The sequence below is a fragment of the Streptomyces sp. NPDC032161 genome (assembly GCF_040636995.1).
Taxonomy (GTDB): domain Bacteria; phylum Actinomycetota; class Actinomycetes; order Streptomycetales; family Streptomycetaceae; genus Streptomyces.
In genome coordinates this window covers 140,252-157,118 of sequence record NZ_JBEZVN010000003.1, presented here as the reverse complement: position 1 = coordinate 157,118, position 16,867 = coordinate 140,252, and the positions used below count along the sequence as shown (strand labels likewise).

Sequence of the window (16,867 nt, the reverse complement as noted above, 5' to 3'; positions counted from 1 at the left end):
CGCCCCGGCCGCCCCTTCCCAAGGCCCGCCGGGGCCCCCACCTGAACACCGTCTTTCCCCCGGGCCGGCGAGGCCCGTCCCCCCCCGGCCTCGCTCGTGTCCGTACGCACGTCCCCTCATGACAGGAGCACTGATGAGCAAGCACATCGCCGTCGTCGGCCTCGGCTCGATGGGCGGTGCCATGGCCACCACCCTGCTGCGGGCGGGGTGGCGGGTGCGCGGATTCGACCCGTCGCCCGCCGCCCGGTCCGCCGCCGCGCAGGTGGGTGTGGAGACCGTCGAGGACCTCGACCAGTTGGCCGGCACGCCCTATGCGGTCCTGTCGCTGCCCTCGGCACGCGTGGTCGAGGCGACCGTGCCCGCTCTGCTGGCGCGGCCGGGCACGCTCGCCATCGTCGACACCACGACCTCGGAGCCGGGCACGTCCGCCGAGTGCGCGGCCCTCGCGGCGGACCAGGGCGCGGCCTTCGTGGACGCACCCGTCTCGGGCGGCCGCGACGGCGCGGCCGATGGCCGGCTCTCCGCGTTCGTCGGTGCCGACCCCGACGCGCTCGACGCGGCCCGGCCCGTCCTGGACGCACTCACCGGCGGCCAGTACCGCCACCTCGGCGCCCCCGGCTCCGGAAACGTGGTCAAGCTCCTCAACAACGCCCTTGCGGCGGTCAACCTGGTCGCGGTCGGCGAGGCCCTCGCCGTGGCGAAGGCGTACGGCGTCGATCCCTCCTCCGCCGCGGCGGGCATCAGCGGCGCGTCCGGCGCCAGCAAGGCGTCCGCGGCCATGTACCCGGACTGGGTGCTCACCGGCACCTACGACTCCGGTTTCGCCCTGGGACTCATGGCCCGGGACGCCGCACTCGCCGTGGAGACCGCCGGGCAGCGCGGTGAGACCCCGCAGCTGCTGGCCGCCGCCAGCCGGGTCTGGCAGGAGGCCCTGGCCGCGCTCGGCCCCGGCGCCGACTTCACCGAGATCGCCCGCACCGTAGCCCCCTCCCTCACCTCCGAAGGAGCCACCGCAGCATGAGCACCACCACCTTCCCGACGGACCTGAGCACGTCCGGCGCCGTCACCGCCCGCGCCGCCCTCGACGCCGCTTTCCCGCAGGGCCTGGGCTCGTTCGTCGACGGCCGGGTCGTCACCGGCCGCGGCGAGACCGTGCACCTCACCGCCGCCGCGACCGGCGAGGGCTTCGCCGACTACGCCGACGCCGGCGCCGAAGGCGCCGACTCCGTGCTGGCCTCCGCCGTCCGCGGGGCCGAGGTCTGGGCCGCGACCGACCCGTTCGAACGGGCCGCGATCCTGCGTGAGGTCTCCCGGACCATCGGCGAGCACACCGAGGAACTCGCCCTCCTCGAATCCGCCACCACGGGCAAGCCCGTCCGCGACACCCGCGCCGAGGCCGCCAAGGTCGCCGAGATGTTCGGCTACTACGCGGGCTGGGCGGACAAGCTGCTGGGCCACACGATCCCCGTCCCGGGCAACTGGCACACCTACACCGAGCGGGTCCCCTGGGGCGTCGTGGTGGCCGTCACCCCGTGGAACGCGCCGCTGTTCACGGGCGGCTGGAACTCGGCCGCACCGCTCGCGGCCGGCAACGCCGTCGTCGTCAAGCCCAGCGAGTTCACCCCGGCCTCCACCCTGCGGCTGGCCCAGCTGGCCCACCGGGCGGGGCTGCCGGACGGCGTGTTCAACGTCGCCACCGGCCTCGGTGCCACCGTCGGCGCCGCCCTCACCTCCGACTCCCGGGTCGGCAAGGTGTCCTTCATCGGCTCGGTCGCCACCGGCCGCCGGGTGGCGGTCGCCGCCGCGGGCGCCGGTATCCCGACCGTCCTCGAACTCGGCGGCAAGAGCGCCAACATCGTCTTCGCCGACGCCGACCTGGACCGGGCGGCCGACGGCGCCGTGTCGGCCGTCTTCTCCGGTGCGGGCCAGTCGTGCGTGGCCGGATCCAGGCTGCTGGTGGAGCGTTCCGTGCACGAGGAGTTCATCGCACGCGTGGCCGAGCGGGCGTCCCGGCTGCGGCTGGGCGACCCCCTCGACCCCACCACCGAGGTCGGCCCCATCATCACCCGGCCCCAGTTCGGCACGGTCACCTCGCTGATCGAGGCCGGGCTCGCGGGCGGCGCCCGCCGGGTGACCGGCACACGGCTGCCCGACCGGCTCACCGACTCGGCGCTGGCGAGCGGACACTGGGTACTGCCCACCCTGTTGGACGGGGTCACGCCCGCCAACCCGCTGGAGACCACCGAGGTCTTCGGACCGGTGGTCGGCGCCGACGCCTTCGACAGCGAGGCGGAGGCCATCGCCCGCGCCAACGCCACGAACTTCGGCCTGGCCGGGGCGGTCTGGACCCAGGACGTCGCCCGCGCCCACCACGTGGCGCGCGCCGTGAAATCCGGCACCTTCTGGATCAACGCCTACAAGACCATCCACGTCGCGGTGCCCTTCGGCGGCTTCGGGGACTCCGGACACGGCCGCTCCTCCGGCCCCGGAGTGCTGGACGAGTACACGCAGACCAAGGCCGTCTGGACGCCCACCCGGGCGGCCGGCGCCCCGTTCCCCTCACTGAGCTACTAGGAGGCACCCGTGGCCACGAAGAATCCCGCCGACTCCGGCAGCCGGCTCAAGTCCGACACCTCCACGGGAGTGTCGGACTGGCAGGACCGCGTGCTCGAGCTGGCACGCGCCCTGCACGCACGTCCCGAAACCGCCTTCCAGGAAACCGAGTCCGCCGCGGCGATCACCGAGCTGCTCACCGAGGGCGGGTTCACGGTCGAGCGCGGCACGGGCGGTCTGCCGACCGCGTTCACCGCCACCGCGGGCAGCGGCGAGCTGACGGTCGCGCTCTGCGTCGAGTACGACGCACTGCCCGAGGTCGGTCATGCCTGCGGCCACAACCTCATCGCCGGCGCCTCGGTGGCCGCCGCACTGGCCCTGGCCCCGTACGCCGACGAACTCGGCATCACGCTGAAGGCGATAGGCACCCCGGCCGAGGAGCACGGCGGCGGCAAGGCGCTGCTGCTGGAGGCCGGCGCGTTCGACGGGGTGGGCCTGGCCCTGATGGTCCACCCGGTGCAGGACGGGGTCGGCTACAACCCCGCAGGGAGCACCGCGCAGGCGGTCGGCCGGTACCGGGCCGTGTTCCGGGGACGTGCGGCGCACGCCGCGGCCGCACCCCACCAGGGCGTGAACGCCGCCGACGCCGCCACGCTCTCCCAGGTGGCCGTCGGTCTGCTGCGCCAGCAGCTGCCGGGCGACCAGCGGGTGGCGCTGTTCGTCTCCGAAGGCGGCGTCGCCACCAACATCATCCCCGAGCGGGCCGTCGTCGACTTCGAGTGCCGGGCGTTCACCCTGCCCGAGTACGAGGCGCTGCTGGAGCGTGTCCGGCGGTGTTTCGAGGGCGCGGCACTGGCGACCGGCGCCGAGCTGACCGTCGAGGCCACCGAGCCGCTCTACGAACCCCTCGTGCAGGACGACGCGCTGGCGGGCTTCTGGACGTCGGCCATGGCCGCCTTCGGGCGGGACGTCACCTCCGGCGACCGGCTCGCCGGCGGTTCGACCGACATGGGCAACATCAGCCAGGTCATCCCCAGCCTGCATCCGTGGCTGAGCATTCCGGGAGCCGACGCGCCCATCCACTCCCACGCCTTCGCGGCCGTCGCCGACACACCCCTGGCGTACGACATGATGTTCGAGGCGGCCCGTGCGCTCGCCTGGACCGTCGTCGACGCGGCGGGCCATGCCGAGCACCGGCCCCGTTTCATCGCCGCGGCCTACCGCCGTGACGTCCGTGAGGAGGCGGTGGCGAGATGAGCAACCTCACCGCCGCGGCCGAGGACCGCGTCGCCGGGTCGCGTCAGACCCTGCCGATCGCCGCCCTCGCCCTGGTCATCGCCCTGGTCGTGCAGGCCCTCGGGCAGCTCGACATCGACCTGGGCGTCGGCTCCGTCATCGTCTTCCCCATGGTGTGGGGCCTGATCCTGGGCCTGCTGGTGTCGGTCCAGAAGGTCCGCCCCCTCGGCATCCGTCTCCAGAAGGTGGCGTCCGCGCTCGTCGGCGTGGCCGTGATGCTCCTGGTCGCCCGGCTCGCCTTCAACATCGGCCCCAGCCTGCCGACGCTCGTCAAGGCCGGGCCCGCGCTGCTGCTCCAGGAGATCGGCCATCTGCTGGGCACGGTGGCCGTCGCCCTGCCGCTCGCCGTCGCACTGCGCCTGGGCAAGGCCACGGTCGGAGCCACCTTCTCGCTGGACCGCGAGCCGTCTTTCGCGATGGTCTCGGAGAAGTACGGGCCGGACTCCGACCAGTACCGCGGGGTCCTGGCCATGTACGTGTTCGGCACGATGTTCGGAGCGGTGTTCATCACGCTCCTGACCTCGCTGGTGGCGAACTGGAACATCTTCGACCCCCTGGCCCTCGCCATGGGCGCCGGCGTCGGCTCGGGCTCGATGATGGCCGCGTCCTCGGCCAGCATCGTGGCCGCGTACCCGGGGCACGAGGAGGCCATCCTCGGCATGGCGGCGGTGTCGAACCTCATCACCACCATCCTCGGGGTCTACGTGGGCATCTACGTGGCACTGCCGTTGGCGGACCGGTTCTACCGCTTCCTCACCCGCCGTCAGCGCGCCCGCACGCCGGAGACGACGACGCCCGACGCCCCCTCCGCCCCGGACGGCCCGACGGACGAAGCCGCCGCGAACCGCGCCTTCCGGGAGGAAGTCGTCGCCGCCTCGGGCGAGATCAGGATCCCGCTCTGGCTGTCGCTCGGTGTCCTGACGGTGCTCGGCCTCGGCACCGCCTCGGTCGCGGCCGGCGCGATCGGCTGGAAGATCGTCGGTGGCTACGCCGTGCTGCTGGGCCTGGTGCTGCTCGGTCTGTTCCTCGCCAAGGTCAGCCGGAAGATCTCCGCGATCGTGTGGATCACCACGGTGGGCGCGTACGTGTCCAGCCCGTGGTTCTTCGCCTCCGGCAGCCTCAACACTCTGGTCGGCTCGGTGGACTTCCTGTCCATCGCCACGATCATGCTGACCCTCGCGGGACTGTCGCTGGGCAAGGATCTGCCGTTGCTGCGCCGCATCGGCTGGAAGATCATCCCGGTCGGGCTCGTCGCGATCACCGCTTCGTTCCTGCTCTCGGCAGTGATCGCCGAGTTCACCCTCGGCGCGTGGGGCTGATTCCCCCTCCACGCCGCAGGCATGACCGCGCGACGGCTCCGCCACCAGCGCCGCCGGCTTCCCGGCCGAGACCGTCCGCACGAACACGGTGCGGCGCGGATGGAGGAAGCATGAGCGCGTTCGACCTGGCGGAGCCGCTCGCCGTGGTGACCGGGGCCCGGTGCGGCATCGGGCGGGCGAGGGCGCGTGTGTCGGTCCGGGCCGGTGCCGACGCGATCGGTGTCGGCGCCGACCCGGAGAAGGGGAGCGGCGATGTCGATCGGGACACGCTCGCCGCCGGACAGGTCGTTCGAGGCGATCCGTACGGACTTCGCCGGTCCGGCGGCGGTACGTGAACCGGCGCGGGACCCCGGCGGGGCGGGCACGCCCCGCCGACATCCTGATCAACCACGCCGGTACGATCCGCCGCGCCCCGGCCGCCGAGCACTCCGACGCCGACCGGGACCATGTGCTCCGGACCGGTCCCACCGCGTGGGCCGACCGGCACGCCGGTGGCGGCGGCGACCCGATCCCCCTGCGCAACCTCTACGGGCGCGGAGCGCACCTGCGGCGCGGGCGGCGGTGGGTCCTTCGGCGGCTGTGCCGGACCCGGCCCGGACGATGCGCCGGCGCCATGCCGGACGCTCTGCGCGACAGCACTGCATCCCCGGGCTTCATGAGGCCGCTGTCCCGCTTCTCCGGCCCGGTACCCTTTCGGAGTGACGCAGCGACCCATGTCGGACGAGCGGCGGCGAGCGAATCAGGGGCCGAAGGCTGCCGCCTGCAACCGGGCCGCCTTGGCCGCCGCTGCCCGAGAGATCTATGCGGAGCTCGGCCTGGACGCCCCCCTGTCCGCGATTGCCCGCCGGGCCGGAGTAGGGCAGGGCGTCCTGTACCGGCACTTTCCTGACCGGGCCGCTGTGGCGTCCGCAGTTCTGGAGGAGAACGTTCGGCAGGTCGAGCAAGCAGCCGCCGCCGAGGACGCTACTTTCGTCGCAGCCCTGGGCGTGCTGACATGGCACATAACGGAGTCGGCGGCTTTCATCAGTCTCCTGCACCACCCGGATGCGGAAGTTGGCCACTCCAGCCTTCGCGCGCTGTCCGAACGCGTCGAGCGCGTCTTGCGGGATCTCCTGCCGAAGGGCCATCGGCTGGGTGCCGCGAACGACCTCATGCTGGCTGTTGCCATGGTCTCCGGTGCGGCCACCGGCCCTTCCCGTGAAGAGCGGGAGCGCAGGGCGCTCGCTGCCTGGCGGCTGCTCGACATCGAGGTGGGGCCGGTGCGGCCGTTCGCCGAGTGAGGGGCGGGACCGTCAGCCACCGTTGGACTGCCGGATCCCCTTCGCCAGCGCGTCGAAGGTGTACGGATACCCGCCGGCGGGTCCGCTGACGGTCATGTACGCCGTGGTCGTGCCGGGCTTGATCGCCACGTTCGTCGCCGACTTGAGGCCTTCGACGCGGCCTGGGATCTCGACCGTCGCCTAGCGCTCACCGTACTGGTCGTAGACAACCATCGCAGGCCGTCCGTGCAGCGCCTGGTAGATGTTGCCGTCAGCATCCACGGCGATGGAGTCCGTCTGGGCGATCCCGCCGTCGACGCGGACAGCGGTGTGCCGGGAAGCCACCGATCCGTGGTCGTCAAGGCTCAGGTAGGAGATGCGGTTCTCCGTGAGTTCGCTGATCCACAGCCCACGATGGTCCACGTCGAACGAGATTCCGTTCGGCGAGGCCAGCCCGTCGGCCACGACGGCGGTCTTCCTGCCGTCACGGTCGATTCGCATGTGGCCACTCTTTCTGTCCGTTGTGTGCGGAGGTCGGTGTCGGGCGCGGGGCGGCGCGTAGTCGGCCGCGGCCATGCCGTGCATGGTCGCGGCACATCCACAACCCAACCGGACAACACTGTCCGGTTATTGCTACCGTAACTCACGGCCGCACGAACGACCATGACTGTCACGGCAGTTGGTTGTGCCTGCGGCCCGGCCGCAGCCCGCAGAACGACACGATCGAGGCCCCCGCATGGCACCCCCGCCAGAACCGACCCTCACTGAGCTGAGGCAGCGCTACCGCATCGAGCGTGAACGGCGCGTACGCCCCGACGGAGCCCGTCAGTACCGCGGCACCGACGCCGAGTTCGGTTACTGCGGCGTCGATCCGTACGTGGGAGAGGTGGTCGAGCGCCAACCGGTGCATGACACCGTCGATGTCGCCGTTGTCGGTGGCGGATTCGGTGGCCTTCTCGCCGGGGCGCGCATACGGCAACAGGGTGTGGAACGCGTCCGGATCATCGAGAAGGGCGGCGACTTCGGGGGTACCTGGTACTGGAACCGGTATCCGGGGATCCACTGTGACATCGAGTCGCACGTATATCTGCCGCTGCTCGACGAGACGGGGTACGTACCGGAGTGGAAGTACGCCCCTGGCGAGGAGATCCGCCGCCACGCGGTGCGTGTCGCCCAGCACTTCGACCTCTACCCGGACGCCCTGTTCTCCACCGCGGTCACCTCGCTGCGGTGGGACGAAGCATCCGAGAAGTGGATCGTGACCACTGATCGGGGCGATGCCTTCCGGGCCACGTATGTCGTGACCTCCACCGGAACCCTTTCCGAGCCGAAGCTTCCAGGGATTCCCGGCATCGAGGACTTCAAGGGTCGTACGCTCCATACATCGCGGTGGGACTATGCCTACACCGGCGGCGGTCCGGACGGCGGGCTGATCCGTCTTTCGGACAAGCGAGTGGGAGTTGTCGGTACCGGCGCAACCGGTGTCCAGGTCATACCGATGCTGGCCGAGGACGCCGGACACGTGTACGTCTTCCAGCGCACGCCCTCCAGCGTCGACGTGCGGGACAACCGCCCCACCACTGCTGCGGACGTGAGTGCCGACCACGAGGGCTGGGCACGGGAACGCCGCGACAACTTTCTGCGCATCGTGTCAGGCGAGGAGGCCGAGCGGGATCTCGTTGCGGACGGCTGGACCTCGTCAGCAGGTCTTCTGGAGAAGCTTCTGCCGAGTTTCCGCCGCTGCGGCGACCGTGAGTCCTTCGAGAGCGCCTACGAGGCCGCCGACGCCGCGAAGATGAACGAGCTGCGCGCCCGTGTCGAGCGGATCGTCGCCGACCAGGACACCGCGGAGAAGCTCAAGCCGTGGTACCGGTACGCGTGCAAGCGCCCCACCTTCTCCGACCTCTACTACCCCGCGTTCAACCGGGACAACGTCACCCTGGTCGACACCGCAGACACACACGGCATCGAGCGCGTCACCGAGAACGGCGTGATGGTCGGCGACACCACGTACGAACTCGACTGCCTGATCTTCGCCACCGGCTTCTCCGTCGGAGTCTCGGGCATCCGCTCGGGCAAGCTTCCCGCCTATGGCCGGGACGGTGTCCAGCTGCTGGACGCGTGGGCGCAGCACGGACCCCGCACCCTGCACGGCTTCACCAGCAACGGCTTCCCCAACCTGATCCAGATGGGATCCCTGCAGAACGCCAGCAGCGTCAACTTCACGCACATCCTGGACGAGCAGGCCGTGCACGCCGCTGCCCTCGTCGCGGCTGCCGAAGCCCAGGGCGCCCTCATCGAGCCGTCGCACGAGGCCGAGGACGCCTGGCGCGCAACCCTGGCCAAGGACGCACCCGACCACGAGTGGTTCCACGCCGAGTGCACCCCCGGCTACTACAACGGCGAAGGCCGCGGCAGGCCGAACGGCCCGAGCGCCTACCCTTACGGCGCCTTCGCGTTCCACGAGCTGCTGAAGCGATGGCGTGAGGAGTCCATGGCCGAGGTCCTCCGGCCCAGAGCCTCTCGGGAAGCCTGACACCGACGCGGAGTTCGCCTCTGTGTTCCGGTGACTGGAACGCCGGGCATCCTTGGGCCGGGTGGGCCGGGCGGGCAGCCTGCGGCGACATGCTGACAGCGGGATGGGATGCGGCCGAGAAGTACCCTTTCGGCCAGGAGAGGTGCGAGGTGCGCCAGGGCCGGACACGATGGCCGCCCGAGGAGGACCGGATACTGCAGGCGCTGGGACTGGGCCCGGCCGAAGAGGTCATCTACACGACGCTGCTGGCCTGCCCGGCGGCCTCTGCGCAGGAACTCGCCCGGCGGAGCGGTCTCGACGAGGCCGAGACCGACGCATCCTGCTCGACCTGACGGCACGCGGCCTGGCGGCGGTCGCCACCGAGTCCGCAGCGGCCGACTCCGACGGTTGCGAGGTCGACCTCCAGCCCGCCCGCTACCGGCTCACACCGCCCTCGGTGGCCCTGGCCCCGCTCCTTGTCGCGCAGCGCAACGCGCTGTACCAGGACGAGACCGCGTTCTCGATGCTGACCGAGCAGTACCGCACGGCCAACGCCCAGACCGCGGGTGGTGTCATGGAAGTGGTCGTCGGTGTGGAACAGGTCGCCCGCCGATTCCATCAACTGCGGTGCGGCGCCCAGCGGGAACTGCTCGCCTTCCTGGTGGGCGCGCCCATCGCGGTGCCGCGCGAGGAAGACGGTGGAGCGACGGATGCGCCGTCTGATGGATCTCGCCGGAGTGGAGTCGCGCCTGCAGTTCGGGTGGCACGCCGCACGTGCGGGCTGGCTCTGACCTTTTCCTCGGGCCGAAGGCCGAGGTGTTCCCCGTCCGTCACGGTGCCCCGTCCGTCGGCGGGGCCACCCTGCGCGAACGACCCGCCGACTCCCCATATGTCTCCCCATTCACCGCCGACGATCCCGTGTTCCGGAGTGTCGGAACTCGCCCAGTACTCACGTAGTTGATGCATCGAGGAGCTTCCACGGAGGCCGGGAACCCGACGTCTTCTCGCGCGCCCTGCCGATTCTCTTTCCGGCGTACGACCTGCCTGTGGACGGTCTGAACACACTGCCGGCGCAGGGCGGCATCAGGGCGAGCCTGTCGGCCGAGGGCCATGCCGGGTACACCCCGGGCACGATCAAGTCGGCCTCGCTGTCGTGCTCCTACGACGGCGGCACCACCTGGACCCAGGCGCCGACCGAGCGGCGGGACGACGCCTGGACGGCCGTCCTCGACCACACCGGCGCCTCCGGCAAGCAGGTCATGCTGAAGGCCGCCCTCACCGACGCCGACGGCAACGCGGTCACCCAGACCATCACCCGCGCCTACGACGTTCGGTAACCACGCGGTTCGGCCGGGTGGGTCCCCAGAGCAAGGGCCCGCCCGGCCACGCGGTCGTCCACACCGGTGGCGGGTCCGCGAGGGCCTCGCCGAGGCGGTCGGCCGGACAGGCCGCCGTCTCGTGCCAGTTCCGGCGAGCCGTCGCCTCGACCGTCCGGAAGCTGCTTCACCGGAACCGAGGGCGGCTTCAGCCGAGACGACGGTGGATCGACTTGAAGGTGACGTACTGCGCCAGCCCTTCGATGCCGTACTCCACCCCCAGCCCGGAGTCGTGTCGTCCGCCGAAGGGCGCGTTGTGGTTGGAGGCGAAGAAGTTCACACCGACGGATCCGGTGTCCATGCGCTCCGCGACCGCCTGTGCGGCCGCGGGATCGGCGGAGAAGACGACACCACCGAGTCCGAAGCGCGTGTCGTTGGCGAGGGCGACGGCCTCGTCGAGGTCGTCGTAGCGCAGGATGCTCACCACGGGCCCGAAGATCTCCTCCCGGGCGACGTGCATGTCGGGTGTGACATCGGCGAACACCGTCGGCTCGATGAACCACCCCTGGTCCGTGTCCGCGGGGCGTCCGCCGGTGGTGGCGCGGGCTCCCTCCGCGTGCGCGGAGTCGAGATGGCCGCGCACGACGTCGTACTGCGCCTGCGACGCCATCGGCCCGAACACGGTGTCCTCGTCGAACGGGTCGCCCTGCGGTGCGCTCGCGACCACGCGCGTGACCATGTCGACCACCTCGTCGTAGCGGGACGAGGGGGCCAGGATGCGGGTGGAGATGTAGCAGGTCTGCCCGGTGTTGCGCAGGCAGGTGCGGATCAGTGCCGGGGCCGTCCGCTCCAGGTCGGCGTCCTCCAGGACGATCGCCGAGGACTTGCCGCCCAGTTCGAGGGTGACCGGGCGGAGCAGCTCCCCGCAGGCGGCCGCGATCCGGCGCCCGACCGGGGTCGATCCGGTGAAGGCGACCTTGGCGGTCAGCGGGTGGCGGACCAGCCGGTCGCCGACCTCGCCGCCGCCGGTGACGAGGTTGACCACCCCGGCCGGGACTCCGGCCGCGGCGCAGGCCTCGACGACGAACCGGATCGAGAGCGACGTGCCGGGCGCGGGCTTCATGACCACCGTGCAGCCGGCGAGCAGGGCGGGCGCCAGCTTGACCACCATCAGGTTGATCGGGAAGTTCCACGGTGCGATCAGCACGCACGGGCCCACGGGATCCTTGCGCACGACGGACTCGGCGCCTCCCGCCGGGAACGGCCTGACGTCCTCGTCCTCCAGCCAGGACGCCAGCCCGGCGACGTGCCGCAGGATGGCGGCGGCGTTCGCCGCGGCGCCCCGGGTCTCACCGATCGGCGAGCCGTTCTCGAGTGTGTTCGTCACGGCCGTCTCGGCGGCACGGGCCTCGACCTCGTCGGCGATCCGGCGCAGCAGTGCTGCCCGCTCCGACGGCGTGGTGCGGGCCCACGGCCCCGTGCGGAAGGCCCGGTCGGCAGCGGCGAGGGCGGCTTCGACGTCCTCGGCGGAACAGTCGGGGACGGTGCCCCACTCGCGGCCCGTGGCCGGGTCGATCTGTGGCAGGCGGGTTGCGGCGGTCGAGCGGACCCAGGCGCCGTCGACGTAGTAGTCGTCGGTATGGGTCCACCGTGGCACGGGCCGGGCCGGGGACGGCAGGGTGCCGGTGACGGTCACCTGATCACCTCCGTCTTCAACAGGGCGCGGGAGCGCTCCAGTTCGGCCGTGGCCATGGCGATGGCCGGGGCGGTGAGCAGCTCGGGGACGATCTCCGCCTCCAGCCGGTCGCTGTAGACGGCGGGGTCCATGCGGAACCAGCCGGACGCCAGCGCGATTCCGGCGTGGTCGAACCTCCACAGCCGGTCGGCGTCGCGGACCAGGGCGTCCTCCAGCGAGTAGGCCTCCTGCCGGGTGTCGTGGCCGTCGATGATGTCGCAGACCTGGCGCACGAACTCCTCGTCGTAGCCCAGCGGGGGCAGCACCTCGCGGGCGATGGCGCAGCCCTGCCGCTCGTGCTCGAAGCGGATCTCCGCCTTGCGCCAGTCGCCCGAGAACCCCTCGGAGAGGATGCGGTCCTCGTCGACCCTGCCCCATCCGGTGTCGTGGAGTTGTATGGCCACCCGCACCAGCAGCCGGTCGGCCTCGGGGAAGGCGTCGCACAGCCGCTCGGCGTAGGCGAGCGAGATCGGCAGATGGATGTCGTTGCCGCGGGTGCGGGTCTCCGGAACGACCGCCTTCCAGATGGGGTCGAGGTCTTCGCCGGGAGCCGGGGTCAGTGAGATGGGTGAGATGTCGACCGGCCCCGACCCAGGGATCGGGCGCGCGGCGGGCAGGGTGGTGGGCATGGGGGAGCCCCTCCTCAGTCGGCATCGACCGGAGCGGTCGGCCGGACGGTCACGGATTTGAGTGGCACGGACGGGTCGGTGGCAGCCCCGAACGGGATGGACAGGCCCTTGGCGAGGGCGTTGCGGACCGCCATGAAGTCCATCGGGTGGTTGACGCAGTCCGCGGCGATGACGCGGTCGCCGCGGTAGTACAGCACGCTGTGCCTGCCGCGCTCGGCGTCGGCGCGGATCAGGGTGCGGTCGTGGCCGGTGGACAGCCCGGCGATCTGGAGCTTGATCTCGCCCTGGTTGGACCAGAACCACGGAATACCGGCGTATTCCTCCTGACGGCCGGTGACCGCGTACGCCGCCACCTTGGCCTGCTCGATGGCGTTGTTGACGCTCTCGAACCGGACCCGGTCGCCCTCGGGCGCGCCGGGCACCGGATTGGGCAGGTTCGCGCAGTCGCCGACCGCCACGGTGACCCCGTCGGAGGCTCGTGCGGAGGCGTCGACGCGGACGCCGTTGTCACAGATCAGACCGATCGACTCGGCCAGCTCGGTGTTGGGGATCACACCGACGCCGACCAGCACCAGGTCGGCGGGCACGACGCGGCCGTCCGCGAGCTCCACGCCGCCGACCCGGTCGCCGCGCGGAACGATCCGGCGGACGGCGGCGCCCAGCACGATGTCGATACCGGCGGTGCGGTGGTGGTCGAGCAGATACGCCGAGGTCTCCTTGCCGACGGCGCGCGCGACCAGCCGTGGCGCCGCCTCCAGCAAGGTGACGGTGCGTCCCATCTTGTTCAGCGACGCGGCGGCCTCGATGCCGATGAATCCGCCGCCGATCACCACCACGTCGCGCACGTCCGGCACCCGGGCCTTCAGCTCCAGGGCGTCGTCGGCGTTGCGCAGGTAGAGCACGCCGGGCAGGTCCACGCCATCGAGCAGCAGCCTGCGCGGTCGCGCGCCGACGGCGAGGGCGAGGCGGTCGAAGGCGAACCGGGCGCCGGACATGGAGTGGGCCGTGCCCGAGCCGTCGTCGCGCTTGTCGATCCGGATGATCCGTTCGTTCTTCACCACGTCGATGCGCTGCTCGACCCAGTAGTCCTGGGTGCGGAACATGAGCGACTCGTTGGTGATCCCGCCCTGCAGCCACTCCTTGGACAGGGCGGGCCGCTGGTAGGGGCGATGGTTCTCGTCACCGAGCAGCGTGATCGGTTCCTCGTGGCCGAGCGCGCGCAGCGACGTAGCCAGGGAGACGCCGGCCTGCGAGGAGCCGATGATGAGCAGTCCGTCGGTCATGACCCCTCACACCTGGGTGGCGGGGGTGGTCACCCGCAGGTCCATGCCGTCGGCCACCCTGAGCTGGCAGGACAGGCGGGAGTTCGGGCGCCGGTCCTCCGCGGTGCCCCAGAGCATCTCGTCCTCCATCTCACCCATCGGCGGCAGCGAGGCGAGATCGGCCTCTTCGACGTAGACGTGGCAGGTCGCACACGACAGTGAGCCGCCGCACTCCGCGACGATGCCGGGAACGCCGTTGCGGACGGCGGTCTCCATGACCGAGTCGCCGATGTCGGCGTCCACGGTGCGGCAGTCCCCGGCGGTGTCGGTGTAGGTGACCTTCGGCATGGTTTCTCCTCCTGGTGGTCGAGGTCAGATGAACTGGCGGCCGCCGTCGACGACCAGGGTCTGCCCGGTGACGAAGGCGCTGTCGGGGCCCGCGAGGTAGAGCGCGGCGCCGACGACGTCCTCCGGCCGGCTGGCCCGCCGCAGCGCGCCGCGGTCGACGCCGTAGGACTCGGCGTCCTCGATCAGGCCGCGGCTGGCCTCGGTGAGAGTGAAGCCCGGTGCGATCGCGTTGACGGTGATCGAGCGCCGCCCGAGCTCCTTGGCCATCACCCGGGTCAGGGCGATCACGCCGCCCTTGGAGGCGACGTAGTGTGCCCAGTTCTCCGAACCGCTGTAGACCGTGGCGGAGGAGAGGTTGACGACCCGTCCACCCTCGGGCAGGTGCGGGCTCACTGCCCGGGTCATCAGCCAGGGGCCCTTGAGGTTGACCGCCATCACCAGGTCCCACTCCGCCGGGTCGATCCGCTCCAGCGGGGACCGGGTGACGGTGCCGTAGACGGCGGCGTTGTTGACCAGTACGTCGATCGCGCCGCCGCCGAACTCCGCGACCCGGGCGGCGGCCGCCACGGTGCTCGCCGGGTCGGTGACGTCGACCCGGCCGTGCCAGGCGTCGGCGCCGGCGGCCTCGACCAGGCGCGCGGTCTCCTCGGCCCCGTCCGGGTCGAGGTCGGCGACCGCGACCCGGTAGCCGCGGCCGGCGAAGCCGAGGGCGAAGGCGCGGCCCAGACCGCCCGCCGCACCGGTCACCAGGACGGTGCGGGCGGGCGACTCGTGCTCGGGGAGCGTCATGGTGTTCAGCTCTCCAGGATCTCGACGCGGCCGGTGTTGCCGTCGACGCGGAGGCGCTGTCCGGTGCGGATCGTGGCGGACGCCGAACCGGTGCCCGTCACGGCGGGCAGACCGTACTCGCGGCAGACGATCGCGGCGTGGCTCATCATGCCGCCGATGTCGGTGACGGTCGCCTTGATCCTGCCGAAGATCGGCCCCCAGGACGGCGCGGTGATCGTGGCGACGAGGATCTCGCCCTCCTGGACCTCGCCCAGCTGGTCGGCGGAGGTGACCACGCGGGCGATGCCCTCGACCACGCCCGGGGACGCGGCCATGCCGTTGATCGCCCCGTCGGCGGCGGCCTCGTCGCCGTCCAGCCACTGCTGCACCTGCTCGGTGGTGATGCCGTAGAGCATCATCGTGAACGGCTCGGTGATCTGCTCCGGCGGCGTGTTGAGCGCGGGCTGCGGGCGCCGGGTGGACAGCGCGTCGATGATCCGGCGACGTCGCTCGATCTCGGCCGGCCAGTAGTGCGGGCCGGTCGAATCGGCCCCGACCGCCCAGCCGGTGACCAGGTCGAAGATCGCGTCGCGGACCTCGTTGCGGTTGAGGTAGAGCATGTCGGCGGGGTCGGCCCAGAAACCGGCCCCGACGAAGACCCGGGCCAGCTCGCGCACCTTGCGCCAGAACACGCCCATCGTCCAGTGCTCGATGTAGAAGTTGTGGTTCTCCACATACGGGTACGCGGTGGCCGCGAGCCCGCGCTTGGCGTCGAACTGCTCACGCAGCTCGCCCTCGAGCGCGTCGCGGTACTCCTCGACGATCCGCTCCTTCTCGGCGGCCAGCTGCTCGACCGGGCGCATGATCTCCTGGCCCTCGTCGACGCGGCGGATGTAGTCCTTGATGTAGCCGAGCGGTATCTCCTGGTGCTCAAGCCAGTACTTGTCGTGGCCGTAGAAGCCGTTGCCGACGGTGAAGTTGAACCACGGGTCCTGGGCCGCCCGGTAGGCCGCGACCCACTCGTCGCCGCCCGCCTCGCGGACCGCCCGCAGGGTGCCCTCGACGTCGTCCGGGTTCTCGAAGGCCGACTGGAGCCCCGACCGGACGGCCATGACCGCGAGCCGCTTGAGCTCGTCGTCGGGCCGGAACAGCTCCATGTCGACGCCCTGCACCATCTTGGCGATGGCCTGGTCGGGGATGCCCGGGAAGGCTTCCTTGCAGAAGCCGAAGAAGTCGAGGTAGGCGAGGTATCCGAGGTTCAGGAACTCGAAGTGGTACTGCCAGTTGCGGTAGAGCAGCGCGATCAGACGGTCGTAGTTCTCCATCAGCGTCTGGGAGCCGTCCATCGCCTTGCCGGAGACGATGTCGTCGAACGGCACCATCGCGGGCAGCGCCTCGAAGCGCAGCTCCTCCATCTCGTCGATGGTGGCGCGGACCTTGGTGCGCCAGGCCTCCAGCAGGCTGTCCCAGTTCTGGAAGTAGTGGCCGGCGCGACGTTCGAACTCCGGTACCCGGGCCGGGATCTCCTCCGGCGGCACGGCCACGGGGCTCATGTAGAGGTAGCCCAGGTGGATCTTGAACTCGATGCCGTTGGCCGGCGGGATGAGCAGGTGCCTGGTGTTGTACTGCCCGAGGCACTTGACCGCGAACTCGCCACCGATGGTCTCGAACGGCTTGAACACGGTGGGCCAGTGCTGGCTGTCGCAGAACCAGAACTTGTCGTCGCCGCCCGGCGCGTTGTCGAAGACGAGGTTGTAGGGGTAGAGCTGCTCCCAGCCCTCGGCTCCCTCGGGCACCTCGATCTCGGATGGCTTCGGGAAGGACTTCATGGTCTGTTCGGTGGTCACGCTCGGATCCTTTGCGGGAG

The 16,867-nt window shown here is 71.2% G+C and carries 16 protein-coding genes and 1 pseudogene; 9 read left to right on the top strand and 8 right to left on the bottom strand.

Annotation, left to right across the window (positions count from 1 at the left end):
* Positions 1-133 precede the first annotated feature (133 nt).
* The 6 genes from AB0E67_RS11065 (at position 134) to AB0E67_RS11040 (ending at position 6,448) form a co-directional block, all read left to right on the top strand.
* Complete coding sequence (locus AB0E67_RS11065; protein WP_362023978.1) at positions 134-1,021, top strand: NAD(P)-dependent oxidoreductase; 888 nt, start codon at positions 134-136, stop codon at positions 1,019-1,021.
* Positions 1,018-2,574, top strand: coding sequence for an aldehyde dehydrogenase family protein (locus AB0E67_RS11060; RefSeq protein ID WP_362023976.1), 1,557 nt, complete (start codon positions 1,018-1,020; stop codon positions 2,572-2,574). The genes AB0E67_RS11065 and AB0E67_RS11060 overlap by 4 nt, the downstream gene beginning before the upstream one ends.
* 9 nt (positions 2,575-2,583) lie before the next feature.
* Positions 2,584-3,810: an amidohydrolase gene (locus tag AB0E67_RS11055; protein ID WP_362023974.1), complete on the top strand. Its 1,227-nt coding sequence runs from the start codon at positions 2,584-2,586 to the stop codon at positions 3,808-3,810.
* Positions 3,807-5,168, top strand: coding sequence for a DUF3100 domain-containing protein (locus AB0E67_RS11050; protein ID WP_362023971.1), 1,362 nt, complete (start codon positions 3,807-3,809; stop codon positions 5,166-5,168). The genes AB0E67_RS11055 and AB0E67_RS11050 overlap by 4 nt, the downstream gene beginning before the upstream one ends.
* Positions 5,169-5,278: 110 nt before the next feature.
* Positions 5,279-5,503 carry a hypothetical protein gene (locus AB0E67_RS11045; protein ID WP_362023969.1) on the top strand — a complete coding sequence of 75 codons (225 nt, stop codon included), beginning with the start codon at positions 5,279-5,281 and terminating at the stop codon, positions 5,501-5,503.
* A 363-nt stretch (positions 5,504-5,866) separates the two neighbouring features.
* Complete coding sequence (locus AB0E67_RS11040) at positions 5,867-6,448, top strand: helix-turn-helix domain-containing protein (RefSeq protein ID WP_362023966.1); 582 nt, start codon at positions 5,867-5,869, stop codon at positions 6,446-6,448.
* Positions 6,449-6,460: 12 nt separating this feature from the next.
* Here AB0E67_RS11040 and AB0E67_RS11035 read toward each other — a convergent pair.
* Positions 6,461-6,928, bottom strand: a pseudogene (locus AB0E67_RS11035) (SMP-30/gluconolactonase/LRE family protein); the annotation flags it as partial.
* Positions 6,929-7,163: 235 nt separating this feature from the next.
* On the opposite strand from AB0E67_RS11035, the gene AB0E67_RS11030 reads away from it, so the two are divergent.
* Together AB0E67_RS11030 and AB0E67_RS11025 are read left to right on the top strand one after the other, a co-directional pair.
* Positions 7,164-8,963, top strand: coding sequence for an NAD(P)/FAD-dependent oxidoreductase (locus AB0E67_RS11030; RefSeq protein WP_362023963.1), 1,800 nt, complete (start codon positions 7,164-7,166; stop codon positions 8,961-8,963).
* 89 nt (positions 8,964-9,052) lie between these two features.
* Positions 9,053-9,295 (top strand): hypothetical protein, encoded by a 243-nt coding sequence (locus AB0E67_RS11025; RefSeq protein WP_362023962.1) that lies wholly within the window; start codon positions 9,053-9,055, stop codon positions 9,293-9,295.
* An 82-nt stretch (positions 9,296-9,377) separates the two neighbouring features.
* Here AB0E67_RS11025 and AB0E67_RS11020 read toward each other — a convergent pair whose 3' ends face one another.
* A complete protein-coding gene (locus AB0E67_RS11020; protein ID WP_362023960.1) occupies positions 9,378-9,518 on the bottom strand; it encodes a hypothetical protein in 141 nt (46 codons plus the stop codon).
* 470 nt (positions 9,519-9,988) lie between these two features.
* Between AB0E67_RS11020 and AB0E67_RS11015 the strand changes: the two genes are divergently transcribed.
* On the top strand, positions 9,989-10,279 hold the full coding sequence (locus tag AB0E67_RS11015) for a hypothetical protein (protein ID WP_362023957.1): 291 nt from the start codon (positions 9,989-9,991) through the stop codon (positions 10,277-10,279).
* Between the two features lie 187 nt (positions 10,280-10,466).
* Here AB0E67_RS11015 and AB0E67_RS11010 read toward each other — a convergent pair whose 3' ends face one another.
* The 6 genes from AB0E67_RS11010 to AB0E67_RS10985 are packed head-to-tail and all read right to left on the bottom strand — an operon-like array spanning position 10,467 to position 16,847.
* Positions 10,467-11,954 carry an aldehyde dehydrogenase family protein gene (locus AB0E67_RS11010; protein WP_362023954.1) on the bottom strand — a complete coding sequence of 496 codons (1,488 nt, stop codon included), beginning with the start codon at positions 11,952-11,954 and terminating at the stop codon, positions 10,467-10,469.
* A complete protein-coding gene (locus tag AB0E67_RS11005) occupies positions 11,951-12,622 on the bottom strand; it encodes an HD domain-containing protein (RefSeq protein WP_362023952.1) in 672 nt (223 codons plus the stop codon). The genes AB0E67_RS11010 and AB0E67_RS11005 overlap by 4 nt, the downstream gene beginning before the upstream one ends.
* Before the next feature lie 14 nt (positions 12,623-12,636).
* Positions 12,637-13,905, bottom strand: coding sequence for an FAD-dependent oxidoreductase (locus tag AB0E67_RS11000; protein WP_362023949.1), 1,269 nt, complete (start codon positions 13,903-13,905; stop codon positions 12,637-12,639).
* A gap of 6 nt (positions 13,906-13,911) precedes the next feature.
* Positions 13,912-14,232: a 2Fe-2S iron-sulfur cluster-binding protein gene (locus tag AB0E67_RS10995; RefSeq protein WP_362023947.1), complete on the bottom strand. Its 321-nt coding sequence runs from the start codon at positions 14,230-14,232 to the stop codon at positions 13,912-13,914.
* Between the two features lie 24 nt (positions 14,233-14,256).
* On the bottom strand, positions 14,257-15,021 hold the full coding sequence (locus AB0E67_RS10990; RefSeq protein WP_362023944.1) for an SDR family oxidoreductase: 765 nt from the start codon (positions 15,019-15,021) through the stop codon (positions 14,257-14,259).
* Positions 15,022-15,026: 5 nt separating this feature from the next.
* Positions 15,027-16,847, bottom strand: coding sequence for a PEP-utilizing enzyme (locus AB0E67_RS10985; RefSeq protein WP_362023941.1), 1,821 nt, complete (start codon positions 16,845-16,847; stop codon positions 15,027-15,029).
* Between the last annotated feature and the right edge of the window lie 20 nt (positions 16,848-16,867).